Below are 22,772 nucleotides of genomic sequence, written 5' to 3'. Positions count from 1 at the left end.
GAACGATGAAGCTGCGCAGCCAACTCATCCTTGCTTTCCTGGTGCTGGCCGTGCTGCCTCTCGGCGGCATCGTCGGCTATTCCTACGTGTCGTCGGCAACGGCGTTTCGAGCGGCGGTGCGTGCCGAGTCGGAAGACGTCGCAAGGCAGATCTCGATCGGGCTGATGCGCGCCCGTGAGGACCTGCGGGTGCACGTCGGAAGGCTCGGCACGATGCTGCCCTTCGACGACCCCCAGTACGTCGACCGGGAGGCGCTCGCGGAGTTCATCATCGGCAGCCTGGGCGACGGCGCGGACCTGTTCGATGCGCTCGAACTCGTGCCAACGGATCCGTCCGCGCCCGAACCGGACCTGCGTGAGCGCGGGCGTCCGGGCGACGGCCCCGGTGAGCCCGGCCTGAGGGCGAGGGAAGCCCGACGTTTCCTCTGGTCGCGGCCGGGCAACTCCGGTCGGTTTCCGATTCGGGGCGCTGCCGGAGAACCGCCGGCGGGACAGGGCGACGAAACGGCAGGGGACATGGAAGAGGTCGAGTGGGCGCGCGAGGCGCGGGAGTGGGCGGCTCGAACGTTCGGCGGTCCGATCTCGACTCCCGTGCACCGGGACGGTCACCTGGTCGGCCACCTGGAAGCCGCGGTGAGGCCGGAGCGCCTGATGCGGGATGTCCTGCGCCGGATCCCGCGCCGCGCCGGCGCAGTGCCGTTCGCGATCGACGCGGAGGGCGAGATCTACACCTCCGAGCCCGAGGACCTGGATCTGCTCCAGGGGGTGCAATGTCCTGGTGGGCAGCCCCTGCTCGAGGCTCTGGCCGCGGGCAACGAGGAACTCTGGCAGGGCATGAGTGATTGGGTGGTCGTGACCCAGGCTGCGGCGACGGGCGACCTGGTCTACGGCATCGTGCGTCCCATCGGTGAATCGCTGGCCGAGATTCGCAGCGCCTCGCTGCGGAACTTCGGTGTCGGTGTCGGCCTGATGAGCCTGTCCTTGCTGGCTGCCGCTCCGCTGGCCAACCGCCTTACCCGCCGGCTCAGCCACCTGACCAGGCAGGTCGACCGCCTGGCCAGGGGCGACGCCGCGGCGCGGGCGCGGTTGGGGGGCCGCGACGAGGTCGGCAAGCTGGGCGAGGCGTTCAATCGCATGGCCCGCGACCAGGAGAAGAACCGGCGGCAGTTGCTGGAGCAGGAACGGCTCCGTCGTCAGCAGGAGGTGGGCCGCCGCCTGCTCGAAGCGGAGAACGAGCGGCAGACGAGCGAACTCGAGGAGGCGCGCACGTTCCAGCTCTCGCTGCTGCCCGCCGACATCCCCGAGCACCCGGACCTGGAGATCGCCGTATTCCTGCGCACGGCCTCGGAGGTCGGGGGCGATTACTACGACTTCAGCCGGCTCCGGCCGGACGGTTTGCTGACCATCGCGGTCGGCGACGCAACCGGCCACGGCGCCCGTGCGGGGACGATGGTGACGGTGGTGAAGTCGCTGCTGTCGTCGGCGGACATGGGCCACTTCCGCTCGGTCAGCGGCACGGCCTCGCCGGCGCCCGCGGCACCCGGTGCTCCCGCACTGCTTGACCTGGCCGACTTCCTGTCCCACGCGACAGCGACGATCCGCTCGATGAACCTGGGGCGGCGGGCGATGGCCCTGGTGCTGGCGCGCTACCAGGACGGGGCGCTCGACCTGGCGTCGGCCGGCATGCCGCCGGTGCTGGTAAGCCGCTCCCCGGCGGGTGAGGTCGAGGAGATCATGACGTCCGGCGTGCCGCTCGGCACTCTGGCGAACGCGTCCTACGAGAATCGCCGGGTGTGGCTTGAACCCGGCGACGCGGCCCTGCTGATGAGCGACGGTTTGCCGGAGATGCTCGGCGAGGACGGCGAGCCGATCGGCTACGCGGCGGTCGCCGAGCGCTGGCGGGAAGTGGGCCAGCTTCCCGCGGCAGAGGCGGTCGCGGAGTTCGAGGGCTGGGTCGAGGACCTCTCGCCTGGGGGAATCCCGGCCGACGACGTGACCTTCGTCGTGATCCGGCGGCGCCCGGAGTAGAGCCGGAATCGGTGCCGGCGAGGGCGGAAGTGGTGTAGAATCAGCGGTTACCGTGGCGAATCCAGAATCCGCAGCCGCCGACAACCTGATCGAGCCGTCCCTTGAGTCGGTCCCGGAGCCGGCTGGCGACTCCGCGCCCGAAACGGCGGCCGAACCGCCGCGGCCGACGATCGCGCCGGGCCTGCCCGAGCACTACAACAACCGGGAGCTGAGCTGGCTGCAGTTCAACAGCCGGGTTCTGGAGGAAGCGCGCGATTCGCGGCATCCCTTGCTGGAGCGAGTCAAGTTCCTGTCGATCTACGGGAGCAACCTGGACGAGTTCTTCATGGTCCGGGTGTCGGGACTCTGCCGGCAGTTGGAACGCGGCGCGCTCGAGGCGCCGCCCGACGGCATGACCCCGTCCGAGCAGTTGGCCGGCATCCGTTCCCAGCTTCGGCGGGAGCGCGCGCTCGTCTACGGTTGCTGGCACGAGGATCTCCTGCCCAAGCTCAGGGATGCCGGGATCGAGATCGTCTCCCACGATTCGCTCTCGGCCAAGAAGAAGCGCAAGCTGCGCTCCTACTTCGAGCGCGAGATCTTCCCGGTTCTGACACCGCTCGCCTTCGATCCCAGTCATCCCTTCCCCCACGTTTCCAACCTGAGCCTGAACCTGGCGGTCGTCATCGACGACGGCAGCCAGGGCGAGCGTTTCGCCCGCGTCAAGGTGCCGCAGGTCCTGCCGCGACTCGTGCGGGCGCCCGGTGGCGGCCGCGACGAACTCGGTCTGGGCAAGTCGGGACGCGGCAAGTTCGTCTGGATCGAGGAGTTGATCGCGGCCAACCTCGACCTGCTCTTCCCCGGCATGAAGATTGCGGCGGCCTATACCTTCCGCGTCACCCGCGACGCCGACCTGGACATCGAGGAAGACGAAGCGAGCGACCTCCTGACCGCGATCGTCGAGGTCGTCGGCCAGCGGCACTTCGGTTCCGTCGTCCGTCTCGAGGTGCACGAGGACATGCCCAAGCGGATCCGCACCCTCCTCGAGCAGAACATGGGCTTGGCGCCGTTCCAGGTCGACACGCTGCCGTCGCCCCTCGGTCTGGCCGACCTGAGCGAGATCGCCTTCCTCGACCGGCCGGAGCTTCGCGACAGTGCGATCCGGCCTGTGCGGCCGGCTGCGCTCAGGAGCGAGGAGTCCCTGTTCGGCGCCATTCGCCGACGCGATCACCTCCTGTACCACCCCTACGACAGTTTCTCTCCAGTGGTGCGGCTGCTACGGGAAGCGGCTGCCGATCCCGACGTCATCGCGATCAAGCAGACTCTCTACCGCGTGGGCGCGAACTCGCCGGTCGTCGAAGCGCTGATGGAGGCGCGGCAGAAGGGCAAGCAGGTTTCGGTCCTGGTCGAGTTGAAGGCGCGCTTCGACGAGGAGTACAATATCGGTTGGGCGAGGGCGCTGGAGGCGGCGGGCGTTCATGTGGTGTACGGCGTGATGGGGCTCAAGACCCACGCCAAGATGTGTCTCGTCGTGCGTCGTGAGGGAGGAAAGCTGCACTCCTACGTTCACGTCGCGACGGGCAACTACAACCCGGTCACGGCGCGCATCTACACCGACATCGGAATCCTGACGGACGACGCGGAGATCGCCTCGGACGTCGCCAAGCTGTTCAACGCGATCACCGGCTACGTCCGCGAGGAGCGCTACAGCCGGCTGCTGGTCGCGCCTCACCAGATGCGTCGGGAACTCATCCGGCGAATCGACCGGGAGATCGAGGGCCACCGGCTACGCGGAGACGGCCGCCTAATCTTCAAGATGAACTCGCTGGTGGACCGGGAGTGCATCGACGCCCTGTACCGCGCCTCCCAGGCCGGCGTCGAGGTGCTCCTGCAGGTGCGAGGAATCTGCTGCCTGCGGCCCGGGGTGCCGGGCCTGTCCGAGAACATCTCGGTGACGTCCATCGTCGGCCGGTTCCTCGAGCACTCGCGCCTCTACTACTTCCGCAACGGCGGCGACGAGGAGTTGTTCACCGGCAGCGCGGACCTGATGCCCCGCAACCTGAACGGACGCGTCGAGCTGCTCTGCCCGATCCTCGAACCGGACCTGCGCCGGGCGGCTCTGCGCGACATCCTGGCGCCTCACCTGATGGACACGGCGAACTGCCGCCGCCTCGAGTCTGACGGTCGCTATGTTCGGATCGAGCCCGAGGCAGGGGAACCGCCGTTCGACTCACAGCGGGCGCTGCTCGAGGACAGCCACGGCTGGCACCTGGAGTAGTGGCCGGCGCGCCCGGCGGGGCTTCAGTCGATGTCGGCGAAGTCGGGCGACCGCTTCTGCATGTTCGCGGTCACCGCTTCGACCTGATTCGGTGAGCCGATCAGGCTGACCTGCAGCCGCTCCTCGGTTTCGAGTCCCTCGCGGACGCTGGCCGTCCGGGCGGTGTCGAGCACCTGCTTGGCGGCGCGGATCGCGTGCGGCGAGTTGCCGGCAATCTCGCGCGCGAGTGCGAGGGCGTCGTCGAGCGGCTGTTCGGACAGGCGGGTGGCGAGGCCGAGTTCCGCGGCCTCGACGCCGCTGATCACGCGGCCGGTGAACGTCAGCTCCTTGGCGATGTCGGAGCGCACAAGGTGTTGCAGCAACTGGGGACCGGCCATGTCGGGAATCAGACCCCAGACGATCTCGCGCACGGAGAGCCGGGCTTCCGGGTGGACGACGCGGAGATCGGCGCCTAGCGCGAGCTGGAAGCCGCCGCCGTAGGCCACGCCGTGAACCGCCGCGATCACGGGAACGGGCATCGCGTGCCAGCCCCAGGCCGCGAACTGAGCACGGTTGGCGGGGTTGTCGTCGGTGCGCTGCACGAGTTCGCGCGACGACGAACTGCTCCCTGCGTTCTGCTGCATCGCGCGGAAACTGCTGAAGTCGAGGCCTGCGCAGAACGCGCGGCCGTTGCCGGAGAGCACGACCGCGCGCACGGACGAATCTTCGGCCAACTCGCGGGCGGTGGCGCCCAGGGCGTCGAACATCGCGCCGTCCAGCGCATTCAGCTTGTCCGCGCGGTCGAGACGCACGTCGGCGACGCCGGCTTCGATGTCGACGGTGAGGCGGGGGCGGGCTGCTACATCGGTCATGGCGATCTCCGAATGCGTAGTGGGTTCAAGGGGCGAGAGCGTACCGCAGCTACGCCTCGGCCCAGCCTCGGGATCTCTGGACGGCTCGTTGCCAGCCGGCGGCGAGGCGCTCCTGCTCGGGCGGAGAGGATTGCGGCTCGAATTCGCGGTCGAGCGCCCAGTTCCTGGTTACGTCATCCTCGTCGGCCCAGAAGCCGGTCGCGAGCCCAGCGAGGTAGGCGGCGCCCAGTGCCGTGGTCTCGGCGACCACCGGCCGCTGGACGCGCGTTCCCAGCAGGTCGGCCTGGAACTGCATCAGTTCGTCGTTGACCGCCGCCCCGCCGTCGACCCGCAGGCCGCTCATGCCGGCCCCGGCGTCGGCCTCCATGGCGCGGACGACGTCGAGGCTCTGGTAGGCCATCGATTCGACCGTGGCTCTGGCCACGTGGCCGGCGGTCGTCGAGCGCTCCAGGCCGATCAGGAGGCCCCGCGCGTAGGGGTCCCAGTACGGAGCGCCCAGGCCGACGAAGGCGGGTACGAGGTAGACGCCGCCGCTGTCCTCTTCGCTTGCCGCGAGTTCCTCGACCTGCTCGGACCTCTCGATCAGGCCCAGGCCGTCGCGCAGCCACTGAACCGCGGCGCCGCCGACGAAGACCGACCCCTCCAGGCAGTAAGTGGGTCGCCCGCCGAGCACCCAGCCGACGGTTGAAAGCAGGCCGTTCTCGGATGCCACCGCCCGGTTGCCCGTGTTCATCAGGATGAAACAGCCGGTTCCGTAGGTGTTCTTCACCATGCCACGTTCGAAGCAGCCCTGCCCGAAGGTCGCCGCCTGCTGGTCTCCGGCAATGCCGGCGACCTGGATTGGCCGACCGAACAGACCCGCCTCGGTATGGCCAAACTCGCCGCTCGAATCGCGCACCTCTGGCAGCATGGCTCGCGGCACGCCCAGGATCGCGAGCAGCTCGTCGTCCCAGTCCAGCCGGTGGATGTCGAACAGCAGGGTGCGCGAGGCGTTGCTGGCGTCGGTAGCGTGAACCTTGCCGCCAGTCAGTCGCCAGAGCAGGAAGCTGTCGATCGTTCCGGCCAGGATCTCGCCCCGCGCCGCCCGCCCGTGGAGGTCGTGCTTGTTCAGGAGATGGGCGATCTTCGTGCCGGAGAAGTAGGGGTCCAGCACAAGTCCGGTCCTGGCGCGGAACAGGCCCTCATGACCCTGCTGCTTCAACTCCTCGCACAACGGAGCCGTGATGCGGCTCTGCCAGACGATCGCGTTGTCGACCGGTTTGCCGCTGTCGCGCTCCCAGAGCACGACCGTCTCGCGCTGGTTGGCGATGCCGATCGCGGCGATGTCCGAGGCGTCTGCGCCGGCCTTCCCTATGGCCGCGCGCGCGGTTTCGATCTGGGTCGTCCAGATGGCCTCGGGGTCGTGTTCGACGTGACCGGGGGAGGGGTAGATCTGCGGGAACTCCTCCTGCGCGGAGGCGGCGGCGGTTCCCCGGCGCTCGAACAGAATGGAGCGGCTGGACGTGGTGCCCTGGTCGAGGGCGAGAACGTAGACCATGTTCGGCTTTGTCTACCAGCCGAGACCCTGGAAGGCCAGCGCGCCGAGGACGCCCCCGGCCAGCGGTCCCACCACCGGCACCCACGCGTAGCCCCAGTCTGAACCGCCCTTGCCGGGGATCGGCAGCACCGCGTGAGCGATGCGCGGTCCGAGGTCGCGAGCCGGATTGATCGCGTAGCCCGTGGGACCGCCCAAAGAAAGGCCGATCGCCCAGACCAGGAAGCCGACCAGCAGCGGGTTGAGGCCCGTGGCGAACACGGCGGAGAGGTCGATCTCGCCGCCGGAGAGCTCGGAGGCGTTGGCCGCGATCGCCAGTACGCCGAAGACCAGCACCGCCGTGCCGACGATCTCGGTGATGAGGTTCGCGCCCCGACGTCCGGGAATCTCCGGCGCCGTGCAGAAGACGCCCAGCTTGGCGCCCTGGTCGGAGGTGGCGCTCCAGTGTGGGCGGTAGGTGAGCCAGACGACGACCGCTCCGGCGAAGGCGCCGAGGAGTTGAGCTCCGATGTAGGTTGGCAGCAGGGCGGGGTCGAGTTCGCCGATCGCCGCCAGGCCGACGCTGACCGCAGGGTTGATATGGGCGCCGCTGATTCGTCCGACGGAGTACACGGCGAGCGCGACGGCCAATCCCCAGCCGGTCGCGATGACGATCCAGCCGCTGCCGCTGCCCTTGGTTCGAGCCAAGACCACATTGGCCACCACGCCGTCGCCCAGGATGATCAGAAGCGCGGTGCCGACCAGTTCGGCAACGAAGATGTCCATGCGGCCCCTCCTTGTTCTGCGGCGCGATCCTGGAGAATACACTTCGCGCCGGCAAGCCGCCCCGGTGCCGGACCACGAAGGAGAACCCATGGCCGACTGGAAGAACCCGTTTTCGCGCGAGACGTTCGCTTTCCTCCGCGACCTCAGAGAGAACAACGACCGCGACTGGTTCAAGGCGAACTCGGAGCGCTACGAGGACGTCGTGCGGGAGCCGGCGCTCCAGTTCATCAGCGATTTCGGCACGAGGCTGGACACGGTCTCCACCCACTTCCTGGCCGTCCCGAAGAAGGTCGGCGGTTCGCTCTTCCGCATCCACCGTGACGTCCGGTTCTCGCGCGACAAGCGGCCCTACAAGACCCACCTGGGCATTCACTTCCGTCACAAGCAGCACAAGGACGCCCACGCGCCCGGCTTCTACCTCCACATCGAGCCCGGCAGCGTGTTCATGGGCGGCGGCATGTGGCGGCCCCATCCCGAGGCCCTGCGGGCGATCCGGCAGCAGATCGTCGCGGACGGCGCCGGCTGGCGGGAAGTGACGGTCGACCCCGGTCTCGGCGACTCCCTGGAACTCGGCGGCGAGAGCCTGAAGCGGGCGCCGCGGGGATTCGACGCCGCTCACCCGCGCATCGACGACATCAAGCGCAAGTCCTTCATGGCGGTAGCTCGGCTGAACCAGACGCGGCTCTTGAGCCGCGGCTTCCTCGATGAGTTCACGGGGCTTTGCGCGGAGGTCTCGCCCCTGATGCGCTTCGTCTGCCGGGCGACCGGCGTTCCGTTCTGAAGCCGGGTTCTTCGCGGTGCTGCCGGGCGCCGCGCTAGCGGGTCGGCGTCCGACGGCCGTCAACCGCGGCCGACAGGTTCTCGAAGGTCACGCCAAGCCGTTCGGCGGTGAGCGCCGCGAGGGATGTGCGCGCGACGCCATCCTTGAACTGATAGGTGCTCCGGCGTTCGTCGTCGAGTTGGACCTGGAGAAACTCGAGGCCGAGCTTTGTGTGGTTCTGCTGCAGGGCGCGGGCGTGGTCGAGAAAGTGCGTGGTGACGTAGGCCACGGGCTGCACCCGCCTGAGGAGCTGGAGTACGAGCGTGAAGACCTCGATTCCCTCGGAGGGATTCGTGCCGGAGCACAGCTCGTCCAGGACCACCATCGAGCCGTGCTCCATCTCTTCGAACAGGGTGCGGATGCGCACGAGTTCGCGCCCCAAGCGACCCTCGGTTTGATCCGCACTCTCGCGCTCGATCAGGGAAACGAACAGTCCCCGCTGAACGCGTAGGCGGGCGCGGCTGCAGGGTGCGTAGAGGCCGGATTGGCCCAGCAGTTGAGCCAATGCGATCGCCTGGATCAAACGCGTCTTGCCCCCCGAGTTCGGCCCCGTGACGACCGTGATCGGCACGTTCCCCGTGGTCCTGACGGTGCAGGGTACGGGCGCCTCCTCCTGTCCGAGCAACAGCGGGTTGAACAGGTGTTCGCACTCGATCGCGGGACCGGGATCGTCGACCGGCCGGAACTCGGGAATGCACATCGAGAGGCCACGCTCGCCGCAGCGGTCCCGGAAAGCCCGGGCCGCGAGATAGAGCTCCAGTTGACCCAGCATCTGGATCAGCGGAATCAGGGCGGGCGACAGGGAGACGTAGACGCGTTCCACGACCCGGTTCAGGAGTTCCCGGTTGCTCATCGAGTAACCGCCCATGCCGAGCCGCAGGCGGCTCCAGAGGCGCCTTATGGGGCGGGCCCAGAACGGGTTGTCGCGGCATTCCTCGAGTGAGCGCACGTCGAGGCCGCGGATGCGCCCGTCGGCGCCCAGAGTGATATCCAGGTTCAGTTCGGCAAGCCGACTCTCGTAGTCGAGGAGGGCGACCAGCGTCGCGTACTCGTCGGTCTCGCGGATGGCTACGGCGCCTTCGTGGAGACGCCGCAGCCCGGAGCGGGCCGATTCAAAGAGGTCATGCATCAGGTCGATGACCAGCCGGCTCTGCTTCAGGATGTCGAGGTTGTGGGCCGCCGAGTCGAGGACGCGGTGATAGCGGGGCGTTCGGTGGAGCGAGAGGAGACCGAACAGTTCGCGGTAGAGACGCCGTGCCGCGGCGAGGAGCTCCTCGTCCTCGTCCAGCTCGCGCAGTATCTCCTGACGGAACAGGGTGGTCTCCAGATCGGTGGGCGTGGCGGCCAGGACGCGGCGCAGGAAGCGCTCGTTGATCGGATAGTGAACTCCGTCGATCTGAAGCTCGAAGCTCTCTGCGATCAGGCGATCGACGAACAGGTCCTCTTCGAAGAACTCCGGCCGCCAGGTGCTGTCGGGCGTTTCGGCATCCGCTATCGCGTCGTGGAACTCCGTGCCGATCTCGCGACCGAGAATGGCGAGACCCAGCAGGTCGGACAGAGCCTTCCGGTCGATGCCGAGGAAGGGCTCCCGGTTGAGCAGGTCCGGGATGGGGAGCATCGGCCCTAGCGGCGGAGCGGCGAACGCCGGCGACGCTCCTGGAGGGACTGCATCTCTCGGTACGGGGCTACGCCGTCCGCCTCGCAGCGGGGCAGGGCGTGTCCGAGCGCGCTCTCGATCTGCCGGATCAGCGACTTGTCGAGCCAGGTGCCGATCGACGACACGACGCCTTCGGCGGCGCCCCGGGCGGTGCGCCCGGCCCGGTGGATGTAGTCCTCGGGCGTGTCGGGGAGGTCGTAGTTCAGGATGTGCTCGATGCCCACGACGTCAATGCCGCGAGCGGCGATGTTCGTTGCGACGAGGATGCGGTGGCGGCCGGCGCGGAAGCTCTCCAGAGCAGCGACGCGGTGCCGCTGCGAACGGTCGGAATGGATGCGCGCGACGCTGTGCTCTCCGCGCTCGAGGACCCGGCAGAGCCACTCGGCGTCGGATCGGCGCTTGGTGAACACCAGGGTCGATCCGGGCACCTTGTCGAGGAGGGCCAGCGCGCAGCGCTTCTTGTCCTTCTCGTCGACCAGGTAGAGGCGGTGCTCGATCCCCGACGCGGCGCCCTTGGGCGAAAGGTCGATGCGCAGCGGATCCTTCATGTACCGCTGCGCGAGGCGTTCGATCGGCGGCGGCATGGTGGCGGAGAAGAGCATGGTGTGCCGCTGTCTCGGGAGTTGGCTCACGATGCGCTGGATTTGAGGCATGAATCCCAGGTCGAGCATGTGGTCGGCCTCGTCGAGAACCAGTTCCTCGACTCCACCCAGGCTCACCGTGCCCCGTTCGGAGTGATCCAGGAGCCGGCCGGGCGTGACCACGAGGACATCGGGATCTCTGCGCAACTGGTCGAACTGCGGTCCGATCTTCACGCCGCCGATCAGGCACGCGGAGTTCACGCGCAGGCGGCTCTTGCGGAACAGGTCCAGGAAGGCCTTCGTCTGCAGGGCGATCTCCCGGGTCGGAGAGACGATCAGCCCGCGCACCCCCCTGCCGCGCCGGAGGCGCTGCACGATCGGCAGCACGAACGCGGCCGTCTTGCCCGAGCCGGTCTCCGCCAGGCCGATCAGATCCTTGCCGGCGACCGCGTCCGGAATCACGGAAGCCTGGATCGGCGTCGGGTGTTCGAAGCCGATCCGGGCTACGACCTCCAGAACCGCCGGTTCGAGGCCCAGGCCGAGAAAGTCGCGATCCGTGGTCTCGACAGGATGTTGGGGAATCGCGGCGAGGGCGTCCCGCACCTCGGGATCTTCCGCCCGAGAGCTTCCATGGTCCGACACAACGGCCGTCATCATAGTCCGCGCCGCAGACCGAGCCGCCGGAGAAAGCCGCGGCGTTCCGGTGCGAGCTCGCCTTCGGCGCTTCGCGAAGCGCGACCGCCGCGGTCTGCCGCTTCGGCCCAGAACTGCAGGTTGCGGCCCTGATGTTCGCCGACGGAGATCGTGACCTCGAATTCCACTTCAGCCGTCGCGGCGCCCGCCGAGCCCGCTGGGACGGGCATAGGTGTCGGCGTCGCCGGTCGCAGGGCTGCCTCGACGACCTCACCAGTGCCGTCCTTGTCGAACCAGCGCCAGAAGAACCTCACCGAGAGGACGTCGTAGTCGTCCATGGCGCGTACCCGCAGGACGACGTCCTCGTCTCTGTCGTACACGCCCGGAGCCTTCTCCGGGTCCTCCGGGATCAGAATCTCCACCTCCGGTCCGTTCTGATCGAGATCCTCCATCAGCATCGTGAGGGTCGATTGCAACTGGGCGAAGCGATCCCGGTTCTCCGGAGTGCGCTCCATCCCGGCAAGGAGTTGCAGGGCCTCGTGCGGCCTCTTCCAACCGAGGACCTCGATCTGGCGGACCGTGGCGTCCAGGTCGTCGCGGCGCCTGAAGACCGCCTCGATGGCAGCCAGTTTGGCCTCGACGTGGGGACTCTCCCCTGCCTGGTCGCCGCGCAGGGCCTTGAGTTCCAGCAGCAGGGTTCTCGCTTCATCCAGGCGATCCGCCGCGATCAACCGTCCGGCGGTCTCGTCGATGGCGGCGGCGGCCCGCCGTTCGAAGTCGAGTCCGGCAGCGAATCTCGGGTGGCGGCGACGGAAGTCCTGAGCCAGCCGGAGCGCCGCCAGACGGTCGCTGGCGAGACGGGCTTCGATGGCGTCCACCTCGGCGGTCAACCGCCGTGCGTCGTCCACGCGGCGGGCCGCTTGCGGATCGCGCCGCAGGGAGATCATCTGCTGCCGCGCCAGCGAGCCCAGTGTCCGGCGGAGCCGGTTCAGGTCGGCGTCTTTGAAGCCCTCCTCCAGCTCGATGGCGGCGGCAAGCACCGGATCGTTCGCGAGCCGGCCGAGCATCGCCGTCATCGTCTCCTGATGTTCTGGCGGCAGCGCTTCGGCTCCGGGACCGCGACTGAAGTCGAGCATCAGGCGCTGAGCCTCCTGCAGCCGGCCGATGGCCATCAGATCGAGCGCATCGCTGAGCTGTGGCGGCAGCGGTGCGATGGGAGTCGGCTCCGGCCTCGGCGGCAGAGGTGGCGGAGTGACCGCGGTGCGGTCGTCAAGTGCGGCCGGGGCCGCGTCGGGCGCCGTCCATCGGAGCAGAAGCACGGCCGCCGCAACGCCGATGGCGGCCGCTGCCAACATCTGTCGCAGCCGTGGCCGCGCAGCCGGATCGGGTTCTGGTACCGGCATGGCGTCATCCTAGTCGCAGCGCTGATAGTCTCCACGGTCCGCTCCTGAGGACTGCGGAGGAGGCGCCATCAAAATGACGAAGAGACATCTGTTTCCGTTGCTGCTCGCTCCAGCGCTGCTCGTGGCCGTGCCCTTGCTGGCCCAGGAACAGCCGGTCAATGCGGGTGCCGACCTGCGTGGCGGTGATGTCACTGGCGCGGTCGGCGGCCGTGACAACACCCGCGTTTTCGGGACGATCCTGGACTCGAGCGGACAACCGCTCTCCGATGTCGACATCTGGCTTCAGAACGACAACTCGCCCGCGGCGAGAGTGCGGGCCAAGGGGCGCAAGACGGGGACGTATCTGCTGCGGAACATGGGGCGTCTATACAGCCGGGATGACTATGAAGGCATCGTGCTGCGGATCACCTTCGAGCGGGACGGCTACCGCTCCGTGCTGACGCGAGTCGCGGTGCAGCGCGGCGGTTCCCAGCAGGTCTATCCGATCCTGTTCCGGGAAGGCGAGTCGATGGAAACGAAGGGTGTGCGCACGGTGCTCGTCGGCCGGGTCGAAGACAAGCGGGGCAAGGCGGTCAAGGGCGGAGGCGAGGTCACGATCACGTCCGGCGACGGCGAGTTCTCGGCCGCTGGCCCGATCGAGAAGAACGGTGAGTTCGCGGTCGTGCTCTGGGATGCCCCGGCACGCGTCAACGCCTCGTTCAAGATGTCCAAGGGCGGCGAGCGCGACGAGATCATCGAACTCAAGCCGTCGCCGCTGCCCGACATCGCGATCGCGCAGTTCTTCAATCCGGTGATGTAGCGGAACGCCCGCAGGAGGTGGCTCCGCGTTGCTTCGTTGCCGGGCCGCCTACCAGCGGGGCCGCCGCTCCTCGCGGGGTCTGGCCTCGTTGACGCGGAGCGTCCGGCCGCCGAACTGCTGTTGGTCCAGAGCAGAGATGGCTTCCGGGCCGCCGGTCGCCATCTCGACGAAACCGAACCCCCGGGGACGTCCGGTTTCCCGGTCGTTGATCAGCGAGACCTCGGAGACATCGCCGTAGGATTGGAAGAGATTCCGCACCGCCTCTTCCGTCGTGTCGAAGGGCAGGTTGCCCACGTAGATTCTCACTGCCATCTGCTGCTCCTGTGCTCGGCGTCGGGGTTCCACATCAATCAACGCTCGAGAACGACAGGCGCATCCTGGTTCGCCGCGTGAGCTCTGTACCCACTGCCTTGGGTGCGGCACGCTAGCACAAAACGGGCCGCTGGGCGGTTCTAGCCGCCCCGCAGGCTCTCGTAGTAAGCGTCGAAAACGTCGAGTCGATCCTTGAGCAGGTCCTGGATCACGCCGATCGTATCTCCGAGTTCGAGAACGCCGTCGGCGCTCGGGTCGTACACCGGCCAGTTGGGCAGTCCGTCCCCGTTCGGGTCGCCGGTGGCGGCGAAGTTGACCCAGTAGGCCGACATCGTGCTGGCCAGCGCCCGGTCGGTGTCGTCCCAGGCATGATTGAACGGCCCGATTCCGTCACGCATCTCGCCGCTCCGGTGAAGATTGTCGAAGGCGTAGATGATCTCTGCAGCGTGGTACGAGCCGTACCTCTCGGCTTCGTCCCAGGGCGGAACGCGCGAGAAGTAGTACATGCGCGCGGGGCTTGAGCCGGTACTGCTTTGGAGACGGGCCCACGTTCGCATCTGCCAGGCGAAGAAGTTGTCGGCCGTGTTCTCATAGGAAGCCACGCGCGCCTGTTCCTCGGTCTCGGCGGGATAGACCGAGAACATCGCGTCGGCGTGTTCGGCGTAAGTGTCCTCGAGCGACTGGCGATAGTCGGCGAGAGTGACTGTGCCGGTGCCCGCAAAGAGGGCCGTGCCTTCGTCACTGTTGAAGCCGACGATCGTGTCGACATCGTTCTGGTCGCCGGCCGCGAAGATGTCGTAGATGTCGCGCGGAAAGACGTGACCGTCGTTGATGCCGATGTACTGTAGTGCTTCGGCTTCGCTCGCCGCCTGGTAGACCTCCTCGACGGAAGCGGCGCGCATTGCCTCGAGGTCGCTGGCGGCGAGCCGGTCGGCCACCCGCACGCCCTCGGACTCCGCGTCCGCAAGCCGGGGCATGGGCCAGAAAACGCCGCCGCTGTGCCCGATCGCACGTTGAAACAGGCCTGCCGCCAATGGCGTCGCGGTCATGTAGTTGACGCTCCAGGAGCCGGCCGACTCGCCGAAGATCGTGACCCGACCCGGATCCCCGCCGAAGCTCGCAATGTTCGCCTGCACCCACTGGAGTGCGGCGACCTGGTCGAGGATGCCGTAGTTGCCGGAGGCTCCCGATTCGTTTTCGGCCGAGAGTTCCGGATGGGCCATGAAGCCGATCGGCCCGAGCCGGTAGTTGATCGTCACCAGAACCACACCCTGTCTCGCCAGCCTCTCTCCGTCGTAGAGAGTGGTGCTGCCAGAGCCGGTCTGGAGTCCGCCGCCGTGGATCCAGACCATGACCGGCAACGCGGCCTCGGCGTGTTCGGCGCTGGTCCAGACGTTCAGGTAGAGACAGTCCTCGCTGCGCTCGATGTCGCCGGACTCGTAGAACGAGCCGGGGGGAGAGAGCGGCTGCCAGCAGCTCGATGAGAAGACGGTCGCGTCGCGGCTTCCCTCCCAGGCCGCGACCGGCTGGGGAGCCTTCCAGCGCAAGTCACCGACCGGCGGCGCCGCGTAGGGTACGCCGCTGAACTTGAGAACTCCGGACGGAAGCGTCACACCCTCGAGGACGCCCGACTCCGTCGCCACCGTCGACGTCAGGGGCTCGACCGATTCGCCGCCACAGGCCAGCATCAGTGCGAGGGCTGCGGAAACCCCGGCCGCTGCGTGGCGGGTGTTCAGGGTGGGCGACATGTTCAGTCCTCCTTGGCTGGGGCGGGGTGCTTGGCCGGCCGAAAGCGCAGGGCGACTCCATTGTTGCAGTAACGCAGCCCCGTTGGCGCGGGACCGTCGTTGAACACGTGGCCCTGATGTCCACCGCAGCGGGCGCAGTGGTACTCGGTTCGCGGCACGAACAGCTTGAAGTCGCGTTTCGTTTCGACCGCGCCGGGCATCGATTCGTAGAAGCTGGGCCAACCGGTGCCGCTCTCGTACTTCCACTCGGAGCGGAACAGTTCGGCCCCGCACCCTGCGCAGACGAAGACGCCGTCCCGATGTTCCCCGTTGAGCGGCGACGTGAAGGCCCGTTCCGTCCCTTCCTGGCGCAGGACGCGGAACTCGCCGTCAGCCAGTCTGGCGCGCCACTCGGATTCGGCCAGGTCGATCCGCTCGTTCTGCGGGACGCCTTCAGAGCCGGGTTCCGCAGGCCGCGGGCGGTCATCGCTCATTCGGCTGCATCCTATCGCCGCGTCCGGTTTGAGGCAGAATCGGGAACATGGGAACACGAAGAGGGCCGGTCGACCACATCGTTCGCACCCGGGAGCTGTACTCGAGCCTTGGACACGAACCCTACCGGTGGGTCCAGAGCGTCGATCCCCCCTCGTGGGCGCGGCTGACAAAGCCGCTTGCGGAGTGTCGGGTCGCCCTGGTGGCCTCCGGAGGCGTGTATCGGACGGGACAGGTCGCCTTCCATCATCGGGACGACCTTTCCCTGCGCATCATCGACACCGGTGTACCTGCGGCGGAGCTGCGGACGAGCCACTTCGCCTACGACCAGACGGACGCCCGGATCGATCCGAACGTGGTCTTTCCCGTCGACACGCTGCGCGCTCTGGCGCGGGATGGCGTGATCGGGGAGTTGTCCCCCCGCGCCTACACCTTCATGGGAGGCATCTACTCGGCGCGTCGGGTACGCGACACGCTGGCACCGGAAGTGAGCCGCCGGCTTGCGGAGGACCAGGTTGATCTCGCGTTGTTGGTCCCGGTGTGACCGGTCTGTCATCAGTCCGTGGGACTGATAGCCCGCCGCGTCGAGGCGGACGGCATTCCGACACTCTCGATGACGTCGGCGTTCTCGATTACGAGATCGGTCAATCCTCCCCGCGCCGTGTTTCTCGACTATCCGCTGGGGCACACGACGGGCAAGGCGCTGGACGCTCACCTGCAGCGGGACATCATGATGGCGTCTCTCGCCGCCCTCGACGAGCTGGATACACCGGGAGCGGTCAAGATGCTGCCGTTCCGTTGGTCGGACGACGACGACTGGAAGCGGGAAGTGATGGAGGGTGGCGATACGAGGACAGAACGCTCGGCTGAACCGGTCTACCAGTGCGAAGCCGACCGCGGGCTGGCGCAGGACGCAGGCGATTGCCCCACCTGCGTCTTCCTTTGACCGCGGCTCCGGATTGGTGGTCAGAGTCGTCAGGAAGAGTGGCGCCGGGCGGCACGACACGCTCGCACCGCCCGACGCCGACCGGATCCGTGCCTTGCCCCTTTAGGGCACGAACCCGACCTTGTCTACGAAAAGAAACAACTGGGGTTACAGGCGGATTCCCCGATCGGTTCGTTCTGGACGTCATTCTCGCGATCGGTCGCGGACCTGGGGCTGACCTGTTGCTGACCGGAACCTGACCGGGTCCTCGGGGCGCGCTGCCGGGCGCGTCGGCGCGGGCGGAAGCCGGCCTAGAACGGCTTGTACATCGCCAGGTAGGAGGCGATCGCGGCCAGGAGCGGCAGTGCGATGACGAGTGCTCTCGCCAGCGAGGTGCTGCGGTAGGGCAGCGTCAGCGCGGCTCCGAAGAAGAGCCAGATCACGAGCTTCGCCCAGGCCCATGGCGGCGGCATGGCGCCTGCTCCGAGCTTGGCCAGCAGGCCGAAGCCGGCCACGACGCTCAGGACCAGGCCGATGCCGTGCATCGAAGCGAGGACGCCCCGCAGATCGTTGTCCTCGCGCCGGCCACCGTTCGCGGCGTGGAGGGCGACACCGCCGGCTGCCGCCAGCACCAGCAGCGCACCGAGCACATGCAGCAGCTTGTAGGCGAGATAGGACATCGTGCTCTACCGTCCTGGACCGTGTTTCGTCGACCCTGCTGACCGCGATCTGCGGCTGCTAGCGTAGGTCCCTGATGCCGCTCGAGCGACTCGACGACTGGGACGACTTCGTGGCGGAACTCTATCCCGAGCCGGCGGAGGCCGGCGGAAAGCGCCGCGAGGACTACCGGGACTTCGAACAGCCGCCCCGTGACACGGTGCGCGAGTTCTACCGGCTGAACCACCGCCACCAGACCTGGGACTTCGTTCAGGACAAGAAGGCGGAGTACCTCACGCTCGACCGGGCTGAACTCCCGGCCTGGGAGGCGCTCGAGTTCCTGAACACGCTGGTGGACGACTCGGACCCGGATCTGGACCTCTCGCAGCTCGACCACCTGCTGCAGACGGCCGAGGCGATCCGGGCCAACGGCCATCCGGACTGGTTCGTGCTGGCCGGACTGATACACGACCTGGGCAAGGTGCTCTGCCTGTGGGGCGAGCCGCAGTGGGCGGTGGTCGGCGACACGTTTCCGGTTGGCTGCGCGTTCTCGGACCGAATCGTCTATCCGGAGCTCTTCGAGGGCAACCCGGACACGGCGGATCCGACCTACTCGACACCTCTTGGCGTGTACGAACCGGGCTGTGGGCTGGACCAGGTTCACCTGTCCTGGGGGCACGACGAGTACCTCTACCAGGTGCTCAGCGACTACCTGCCGGAGCCGGCCCTTTACATGATCCGCTACCACTCCTTCTATGCGTGTCACCGCGAAGGCGCATACCGGGAGTTGATGAACGACCGTGACCGCGAGATGTTCGCCTGGGTGCGACTCTTCAACGGCTACGACCTGTACTCCAAGAGCGACCGTCCGCCGGATGCCGCCGAATTGCGGCCGTACTACCAGGGGCTGATCGACCGGTACCTGCCGGCGAAGCTGAACCTGTAGCTCGGCCGGCGGCTACTCGAACCGCATTAGCGCCGCGACGGCGAGGATGAGCATCGCGACGACGTAGAGCTTGACCATCGCGGGCAGGATGAACCGCAGCCAGCGCTGGTAGGGGATGCGCGCCAGGAGCAGCATGCCCATGAGCAGGGCGTTCGTGGGGACGATCAGGTTCATCAACCCGTCGCCGAGCTGATAGGCGAGCACGGACGTCTCGCGGCCGACGCCGGTGAGGTCGGCGAGCGGCGCCATGATCGGCATCGTCACGTAGGCCTGGCCGCTGCCTGAGGGAATCAGGAAGTTGCAGACGCTCTGCACGGCCAGCATGCCCCAGGCGGCGACGACGGCAGCGCCGGAACCCAGGGCCTCCGCTCGCTCGAGCAGCGAGGCGATGCCGTGGATCACGGTGTCGATGACCCGGGCGTCCGAGAGCACGACCTCGATCGTGCGCGCGAAGCCGATCAGCAGGGCGGTCCCGGTCAGTTCGGCGGCGCCGCTGGTGAAGGCCCTGGCCGTCCGGTTCGCCGACACGCGGCCCAGGACGGCGGAGATGATCGTCACGCCCAGGAAGAGCGCCGCGAGTTCGACCAGGTACCAGCCGTGCACGTTGACGCCCCAGATGAAGATGCCGATCATGGCGGCGAAGGAACCCAGGATGCCGAGCCGGGCCGGCGTGAGTTCGGCTGCGCTCAGTTCATGCGCGCCGCCGGAGTAGTCGATGTCGCGCACGAGGCTGTGTTCCGGGTCGTCGCCGATGCGGCGCGCATAGCGCAGGACGTGGTGGACCCCGACCACCAGCATGACCGCCAGCAGCGCCCAGCGGAGCCCGAAGCCGGTACTCGGGTCCTGGCCGGCGATGTCCTTGGCGATCATCACGGTGAAGGGGTTGATCGCCGCGGTGCCGTAGCCGATCCCGGCGCCGAGATAGACGATGCCGAGGGCGACCACGGCGTCCATCTTGAGCGCGATGCACATGGCGACCAGGATCGGCACGAAGGGCATGTACTCCTCGGCCATGCCGATCGTGGACGAACCGACCGCGAACAGGGCGGTCATTCCTCCGACCAGCAGGACCGGCCGCCCGCCCAGGGTCTTGATCGCTGCACCGATCGCGGCGTCGATCGCGCCGGTGGTCCGGATGACCCCGATCGCGCCGCCGACCAGGAAGACGAAGAAGATGATCTCGGCCGCCGCCTCGAGCCCCCTGGGCACCTTCGTGAGGGAGGCGTGCCAGGGCAGGGGCGCCGCCTCGACCGTGTGGTACGTGCCCGCCAGCACCTGCCTGCCGTCGCGCTCGTACTCGCCTGCCGGCAGCACGTAGGTGAGGACCTGCGCCGCCACGATCATGGCGAAGATCAGCACCAGGGCTTCCGGAAAACGGCTTGGGCTGCTGGTCGTCATGACCGTTGTCGCCGGCAGGGCGTCAATTCGCGTGGCGGCGGCTGCGGGCTTCGCGGCGTTGCTGCTGGCGGCTCTCGATGTTGGTGATCGAGTCGTCCGGGACGGCCTCGATCAGGCGGCGTGTGTACTCCTCGCGCGGTGTCATGTAGATCGCCTCGGACGGTCCCTGCTCCACGATCTTGCCGTCGAGCATCACCGCCATCATGTCGGACATGAACTTGACCACCGACAGGTCGTGGCTGATGAAGATGTAGGTCAGGTCGCGCTCTTCCTGCAGGTCCTTGAGCAGGTTCAGCACCTGCGCCTGCACCGAAACGTCGAGCGCGGACACCGATTCGTCGCAGATGATCAGCTTCGGCTGAACCGCCAGTGCGCGGGCTACCGATATCCGCTGGCGCTGGCCGCCAGAGAACTCGTGGGGGTAGCGGCGGAGGTGGCCGGTCTCCATGCCGACCTCTTCGAGCAGTCGGGCGGCCCGGTCACGGCGGTCGCTCCGGCTCTCGCCGATCTTGTGGATCGCCATGGCTTCGCTGAGCATGGCCTCGACGGTCATGCGCGGGTTCAGCGACGAGTAGGGGTCCTGGAGGATGATCTGCATCTTGCCGCGCAGGGACCTCAAGCGGCTCGCCGGGATCGTGGTCACGTCCTGGTCCTCGAACTGGACCGTTCCGCCGGTGATGTCGATCAGTCGCAGCAGCGCCAGCCCAGTGGTCGTCTTGCCGCAGCCGGATTCCCCGACCAATCCGAGGGTTTGGCCCGGATAGACGTCGAAGGAGATGCCGTCGACGGCTTTGACGTCGCCCACCTGCCGGCGCAGGAAGCCGCTCTTGATCGGGTAGTAGACCTTCAGATCGCGGACCCGCAGCAGGGGTTCGGTGCCGCCCGCGACCTGGTCGCCGGGTCCGGGGTTCTCGGCGTAGCCCAGGTCCTCGAGCGCGCTCCGCGGGTGCAACAGCCGTCCCCGTCCGCGCCCGACGAGTTCGGCGAGGGACTCCGGCGTCAGTTCGCGCTCGGTGATCCGGATCTCGCCTCCGTCGCCCTCGTCGTCCACATCCATGAAGTCGGCGACGGTGGGCAGACGGCGGAAGTCGCGGTCGAGGTGCGGCCGGCAGGCGAGCAGCCCCTTGGTGTAAGGGTGCTGGGGGTTGCTGAACACGTCGGTCACCGAGCCGCGCTCGACGATCCGGCCCCGGAACATGACCGCGATCCGGTCGGCGATCTCGGCGATCACGCCCAGGTCGTGGCTGATGAACAGGATGGACATGCCGCGCTCGTCGCGCAGCCGGCGGATCAGGTCGAGGATCTGGGCCTGGATCGTGACGTCCAGGGCCGTCGACGGCTCGTCGGCGATCAGCAGCTTCGGGTTGCAGGACAGCGCCATGGCGATCATCACGCGCTGCTTCTGGCCGCCCGACATCTCGTGGGGATAGGTGTCGATCCGGCGCTCGGGCTCCGGGATGCCGACCTCTTCGAACAGTTCGATCGTTCGCTGGCGGGCCTGTTTGCGGTTCATGCCGAGATGGACGCGGAGCGCCTCGCCCACCTGGTCGCCGACCCGGAACACCGGGTTCAGCGACGTGCCGGGCTCCTGGAAGATCATCCCGATGTCCTTGCCGCGCAAGTCCCGCATTTCGCGGTTGGGCAGATGGACCAGATCGCGACCGAACCAGGCGATCTCGCCGGTCTCGATGTTCGCCGTGCTCTCGAGCAGCCGCATCACCGAAAGCGAGGTCACCGACTTGCCCGAGCCGGACTCGCCGACGAGGCCGAGCGTCTCGCCCTCCTTGATCACCAGGTCGATGTCGTCGACCGCGCGAACGGTCTCGTGCTTGCCGTGGAAGTAGGTGCGGAGCTCCCGAATCTGGAGAAGGGGCGGCGTCGCGGCCGGCGACGAGGACACACCGCTTTCGGTCATCGGCGTGACTCTATCCGGCCCCTCCGGGTTGCGTGTCACAATCTGGCGTTCAGGTTGCCAGGATGTCGAGGGAGGTCGTACCGATGGGGAAGGGATCGTGAAACGGGCGCTGACCTGGATGCTGGCGGCAATGTCCTTTGCCGTGCTTGGCGCCTGCGGCGGTGGCACGGACGGGGGCGACGGCAGCGGCAGCGTCGCCCGAGGCACGATCGGTTTCTCGGCGATGACGCTGAAGAACCCCTTCTTCAAGATCATCGCGGACACGATGACCGCCGAGGCCGAGCGGCACGGCTTCGAGGTCGTGGTCACCGACGCCGAGCGCGACGTGAACCGGCAATCGCAGCAGGTCGACAACTTCCTCGCTTCCGGCGTCGCCGCGATCGTGCTCAACCCGGTCGACCGCATCGCCATCGGCCCCGCGGTGAGGCGGGCAAACGAAGCCGGCGTGCCGGTGTTCACGTCCGACCTCCAGGCCGTCGCCGAGGGTGTCGAGATCGCCGGTCACGTCGGCACCGACAACTACCAGGGCGGGCTGCTCGCCGGCGAAGCGATGATCGAGGCGCTCGGAGAGGCCGGCGGCGACGTGCTCGTGCTGCACTTCAAGCAAGCCAACTCCTGCGTCCTGCGCGTGGACGGCTTCCGTCACGCGATCGGCGAGTACAACCGCGATCGGACCGAGGGCCGGATCGAGATCGTGGCCGAACTCGAGGGCGGCGGCCTGCGCGACGAGGGTTACCGGGCGATGGCGGACGGCATCCAGGCCTATCCGGACCTCGCCGGCGTGTTCGCGATCAACGATCCCTCAGCGCTGGGCGCGCGCACCGCGCTCGAGCAGGCGGGACGTGCGGACCAGGTCAGGATCGTCGGCTTCGACGGTGAGATCGCGGGCCGGCAGGCGATCCGGGAAGGGAAGATCTACGCCGATCCGATCCAGTACCCGGATCGGATGGGGGTCATGACGGTGCAGAACATCGTGCGCTACCTCGACGGCGAGGACTTCGAGCGTGTCCACCTGATCCCGACGGAGCTCTACCGGCAGGCCGACGCCGAGCAGGATCCGACACTCGACTAGGGCT

Annotated in this window: 20 protein-coding genes; 8 read left to right on the top strand and 12 right to left on the bottom strand. The window is 67.8% G+C overall.

Going from position 1 to position 22,772, the window contains the following annotated elements; genetic code table 11:
* Window positions 1-5 precede the first annotated feature (5 nt).
* Entirely contained in the window at window positions 6-2,027 is a 2,022-nt protein-coding gene (locus OXG83_07525) for a SpoIIE family protein phosphatase (protein ID MCY3964870.1), read from the top strand.
* Between the two features lie 52 nt (window positions 2,028-2,079).
* Window positions 2,080-4,281 (top strand): polyphosphate kinase 1, encoded by a 2,202-nt coding sequence (ppk1, locus tag OXG83_07520; protein ID MCY3964869.1) that lies wholly within the window; start codon window positions 2,080-2,082, stop codon window positions 4,279-4,281.
* A gap of 23 nt (window positions 4,282-4,304) precedes the next feature.
* On the opposite strand, the gene OXG83_07515 is transcribed toward ppk1, so the two are convergent.
* Genes OXG83_07515 through OXG83_07505 form a run of 3 tightly spaced genes read right to left on the bottom strand, consistent with a single transcriptional unit; the run spans window position 4,305 to window position 7,431 of the window.
* A complete protein-coding gene (locus OXG83_07515; protein MCY3964868.1) occupies window positions 4,305-5,132 on the bottom strand; it encodes a crotonase/enoyl-CoA hydratase family protein in 828 nt (275 codons plus the stop codon).
* Window positions 5,133-5,181: 49 nt separating this feature from the next.
* A complete protein-coding gene (glpK, locus tag OXG83_07510) occupies window positions 5,182-6,669 on the bottom strand; it encodes a glycerol kinase GlpK (GenBank protein MCY3964867.1) in 1,488 nt (495 codons plus the stop codon).
* A gap of 12 nt (window positions 6,670-6,681) precedes the next feature.
* Complete coding sequence (locus OXG83_07505; GenBank protein MCY3964866.1) at window positions 6,682-7,431, bottom strand: aquaporin family protein; 750 nt, start codon at window positions 7,429-7,431, stop codon at window positions 6,682-6,684.
* 88 nt (window positions 7,432-7,519) lie between these two features.
* Between OXG83_07505 and OXG83_07500 the strand changes: the two genes are divergently transcribed.
* Entirely contained in the window at window positions 7,520-8,212 is a 693-nt protein-coding gene (locus tag OXG83_07500; protein ID MCY3964865.1) for a TIGR02453 family protein, read from the top strand.
* A 34-nt stretch (window positions 8,213-8,246) separates the two neighbouring features.
* Here the strand turns inward: OXG83_07500 and OXG83_07495 are convergent, their stop codons facing one another.
* Genes OXG83_07495 through OXG83_07485 form a run of 3 tightly spaced genes read right to left on the bottom strand, consistent with a single transcriptional unit; the run spans window position 8,247 to window position 12,525 of the window.
* Window positions 8,247-9,869 (bottom strand): DNA mismatch repair protein, encoded by a 1,623-nt coding sequence (locus OXG83_07495; GenBank protein MCY3964864.1) that lies wholly within the window; start codon window positions 9,867-9,869, stop codon window positions 8,247-8,249.
* A 5-nt stretch (window positions 9,870-9,874) separates the two neighbouring features.
* A complete protein-coding gene (locus tag OXG83_07490) occupies window positions 9,875-11,092 on the bottom strand; it encodes a DEAD/DEAH box helicase (GenBank protein ID MCY3964863.1) in 1,218 nt (405 codons plus the stop codon).
* 50 nt (window positions 11,093-11,142) lie between these two features.
* Entirely contained in the window at window positions 11,143-12,525 is a 1,383-nt protein-coding gene (locus OXG83_07485; GenBank protein ID MCY3964862.1) for a hypothetical protein, read from the bottom strand.
* Window positions 12,526-12,598: 73 nt separating this feature from the next.
* Here OXG83_07485 and OXG83_07480 point away from each other — a divergent pair, with 73 nt between their 5' ends.
* Window positions 12,599-13,324, top strand: coding sequence for a carboxypeptidase-like regulatory domain-containing protein (locus OXG83_07480; protein ID MCY3964861.1), 726 nt, complete (start codon window positions 12,599-12,601; stop codon window positions 13,322-13,324).
* Window positions 13,325-13,372: 48 nt separating this feature from the next.
* Here OXG83_07480 and OXG83_07475 read toward each other — a convergent pair whose 3' ends face one another.
* From OXG83_07475 to msrB, 3 genes are all read right to left on the bottom strand, one after another.
* A complete protein-coding gene (locus OXG83_07475; GenBank protein ID MCY3964860.1) occupies window positions 13,373-13,636 on the bottom strand; it encodes an RNA-binding protein in 264 nt (87 codons plus the stop codon).
* Between the two features lie 140 nt (window positions 13,637-13,776).
* The gene (locus tag OXG83_07470) at window positions 13,777-15,384 is read right to left on the bottom strand and encodes a carboxylesterase family protein (protein MCY3964859.1); all 1,608 of its coding nucleotides are present in this window, start codon (window positions 15,382-15,384) and stop codon (window positions 13,777-13,779) included.
* 2 nt (window positions 15,385-15,386) lie between these two features.
* Window positions 15,387-15,857 (bottom strand): peptide-methionine (R)-S-oxide reductase MsrB, encoded by a 471-nt coding sequence (gene msrB, locus OXG83_07465; GenBank protein MCY3964858.1) that lies wholly within the window; start codon window positions 15,855-15,857, stop codon window positions 15,387-15,389.
* Window positions 15,858-15,904: 47 nt separating this feature from the next.
* Here msrB and OXG83_07460 point away from each other — a divergent pair, with 47 nt between their 5' ends.
* Together OXG83_07460 and OXG83_07455 are read left to right on the top strand one after the other, a co-directional pair.
* Window positions 15,905-16,399 carry a glycine/sarcosine/betaine reductase selenoprotein B family protein gene (locus OXG83_07460; GenBank protein MCY3964857.1) on the top strand — a complete coding sequence of 165 codons (495 nt, stop codon included), beginning with the start codon at window positions 15,905-15,907 and terminating at the stop codon, window positions 16,397-16,399.
* 18 nt (window positions 16,400-16,417) lie between these two features.
* Window positions 16,418-16,801: a hypothetical protein gene (locus tag OXG83_07455; GenBank protein MCY3964856.1), complete on the top strand. Its 384-nt coding sequence runs from the start codon at window positions 16,418-16,420 to the stop codon at window positions 16,799-16,801.
* A 290-nt stretch (window positions 16,802-17,091) separates the two neighbouring features.
* Here the strand turns inward: OXG83_07455 and OXG83_07450 are convergent, their stop codons facing one another.
* On the bottom strand, window positions 17,092-17,460 hold the full coding sequence (locus OXG83_07450) for a hypothetical protein (GenBank protein MCY3964855.1): 369 nt from the start codon (window positions 17,458-17,460) through the stop codon (window positions 17,092-17,094).
* A gap of 74 nt (window positions 17,461-17,534) precedes the next feature.
* On the opposite strand from OXG83_07450, the gene OXG83_07445 reads away from it, so the two are divergent.
* A complete protein-coding gene (locus OXG83_07445; GenBank protein ID MCY3964854.1) occupies window positions 17,535-18,383 on the top strand; it encodes an inositol oxygenase in 849 nt (282 codons plus the stop codon).
* A gap of 12 nt (window positions 18,384-18,395) precedes the next feature.
* On the opposite strand, the gene OXG83_07440 is transcribed toward OXG83_07445, so the two are convergent.
* Both OXG83_07440 and OXG83_07435 read right to left on the bottom strand, forming a co-directional pair.
* Entirely contained in the window at window positions 18,396-19,781 is a 1,386-nt protein-coding gene (locus OXG83_07440; protein MCY3964853.1) for a TIGR00366 family protein, read from the bottom strand.
* Between the two features lie 22 nt (window positions 19,782-19,803).
* Window positions 19,804-21,696, bottom strand: a complete 1,893-nt coding sequence (locus OXG83_07435; GenBank protein ID MCY3964852.1) for an ABC transporter ATP-binding protein — start codon at window positions 21,694-21,696, stop codon at window positions 19,804-19,806.
* Between the two features lie 97 nt (window positions 21,697-21,793).
* Between OXG83_07435 and OXG83_07430 the strand changes: the two genes are divergently transcribed.
* Window positions 21,794-22,768 carry a substrate-binding domain-containing protein gene (locus OXG83_07430; protein MCY3964851.1) on the top strand — a complete coding sequence of 325 codons (975 nt, stop codon included), beginning with the start codon at window positions 21,794-21,796 and terminating at the stop codon, window positions 22,766-22,768.
* Window positions 22,769-22,772 lie beyond the last annotated feature (4 nt).

Source organism: Acidobacteriota bacterium (assembly GCA_026707545.1).
Taxonomy (GTDB): Bacteria; Acidobacteriota; Thermoanaerobaculia; order Multivoradales; family Multivoraceae; genus Multivorans.
Note: the sequence above shows the minus strand (reverse complement) of the source record. Positions and strands in the feature narration are given on the sequence as shown.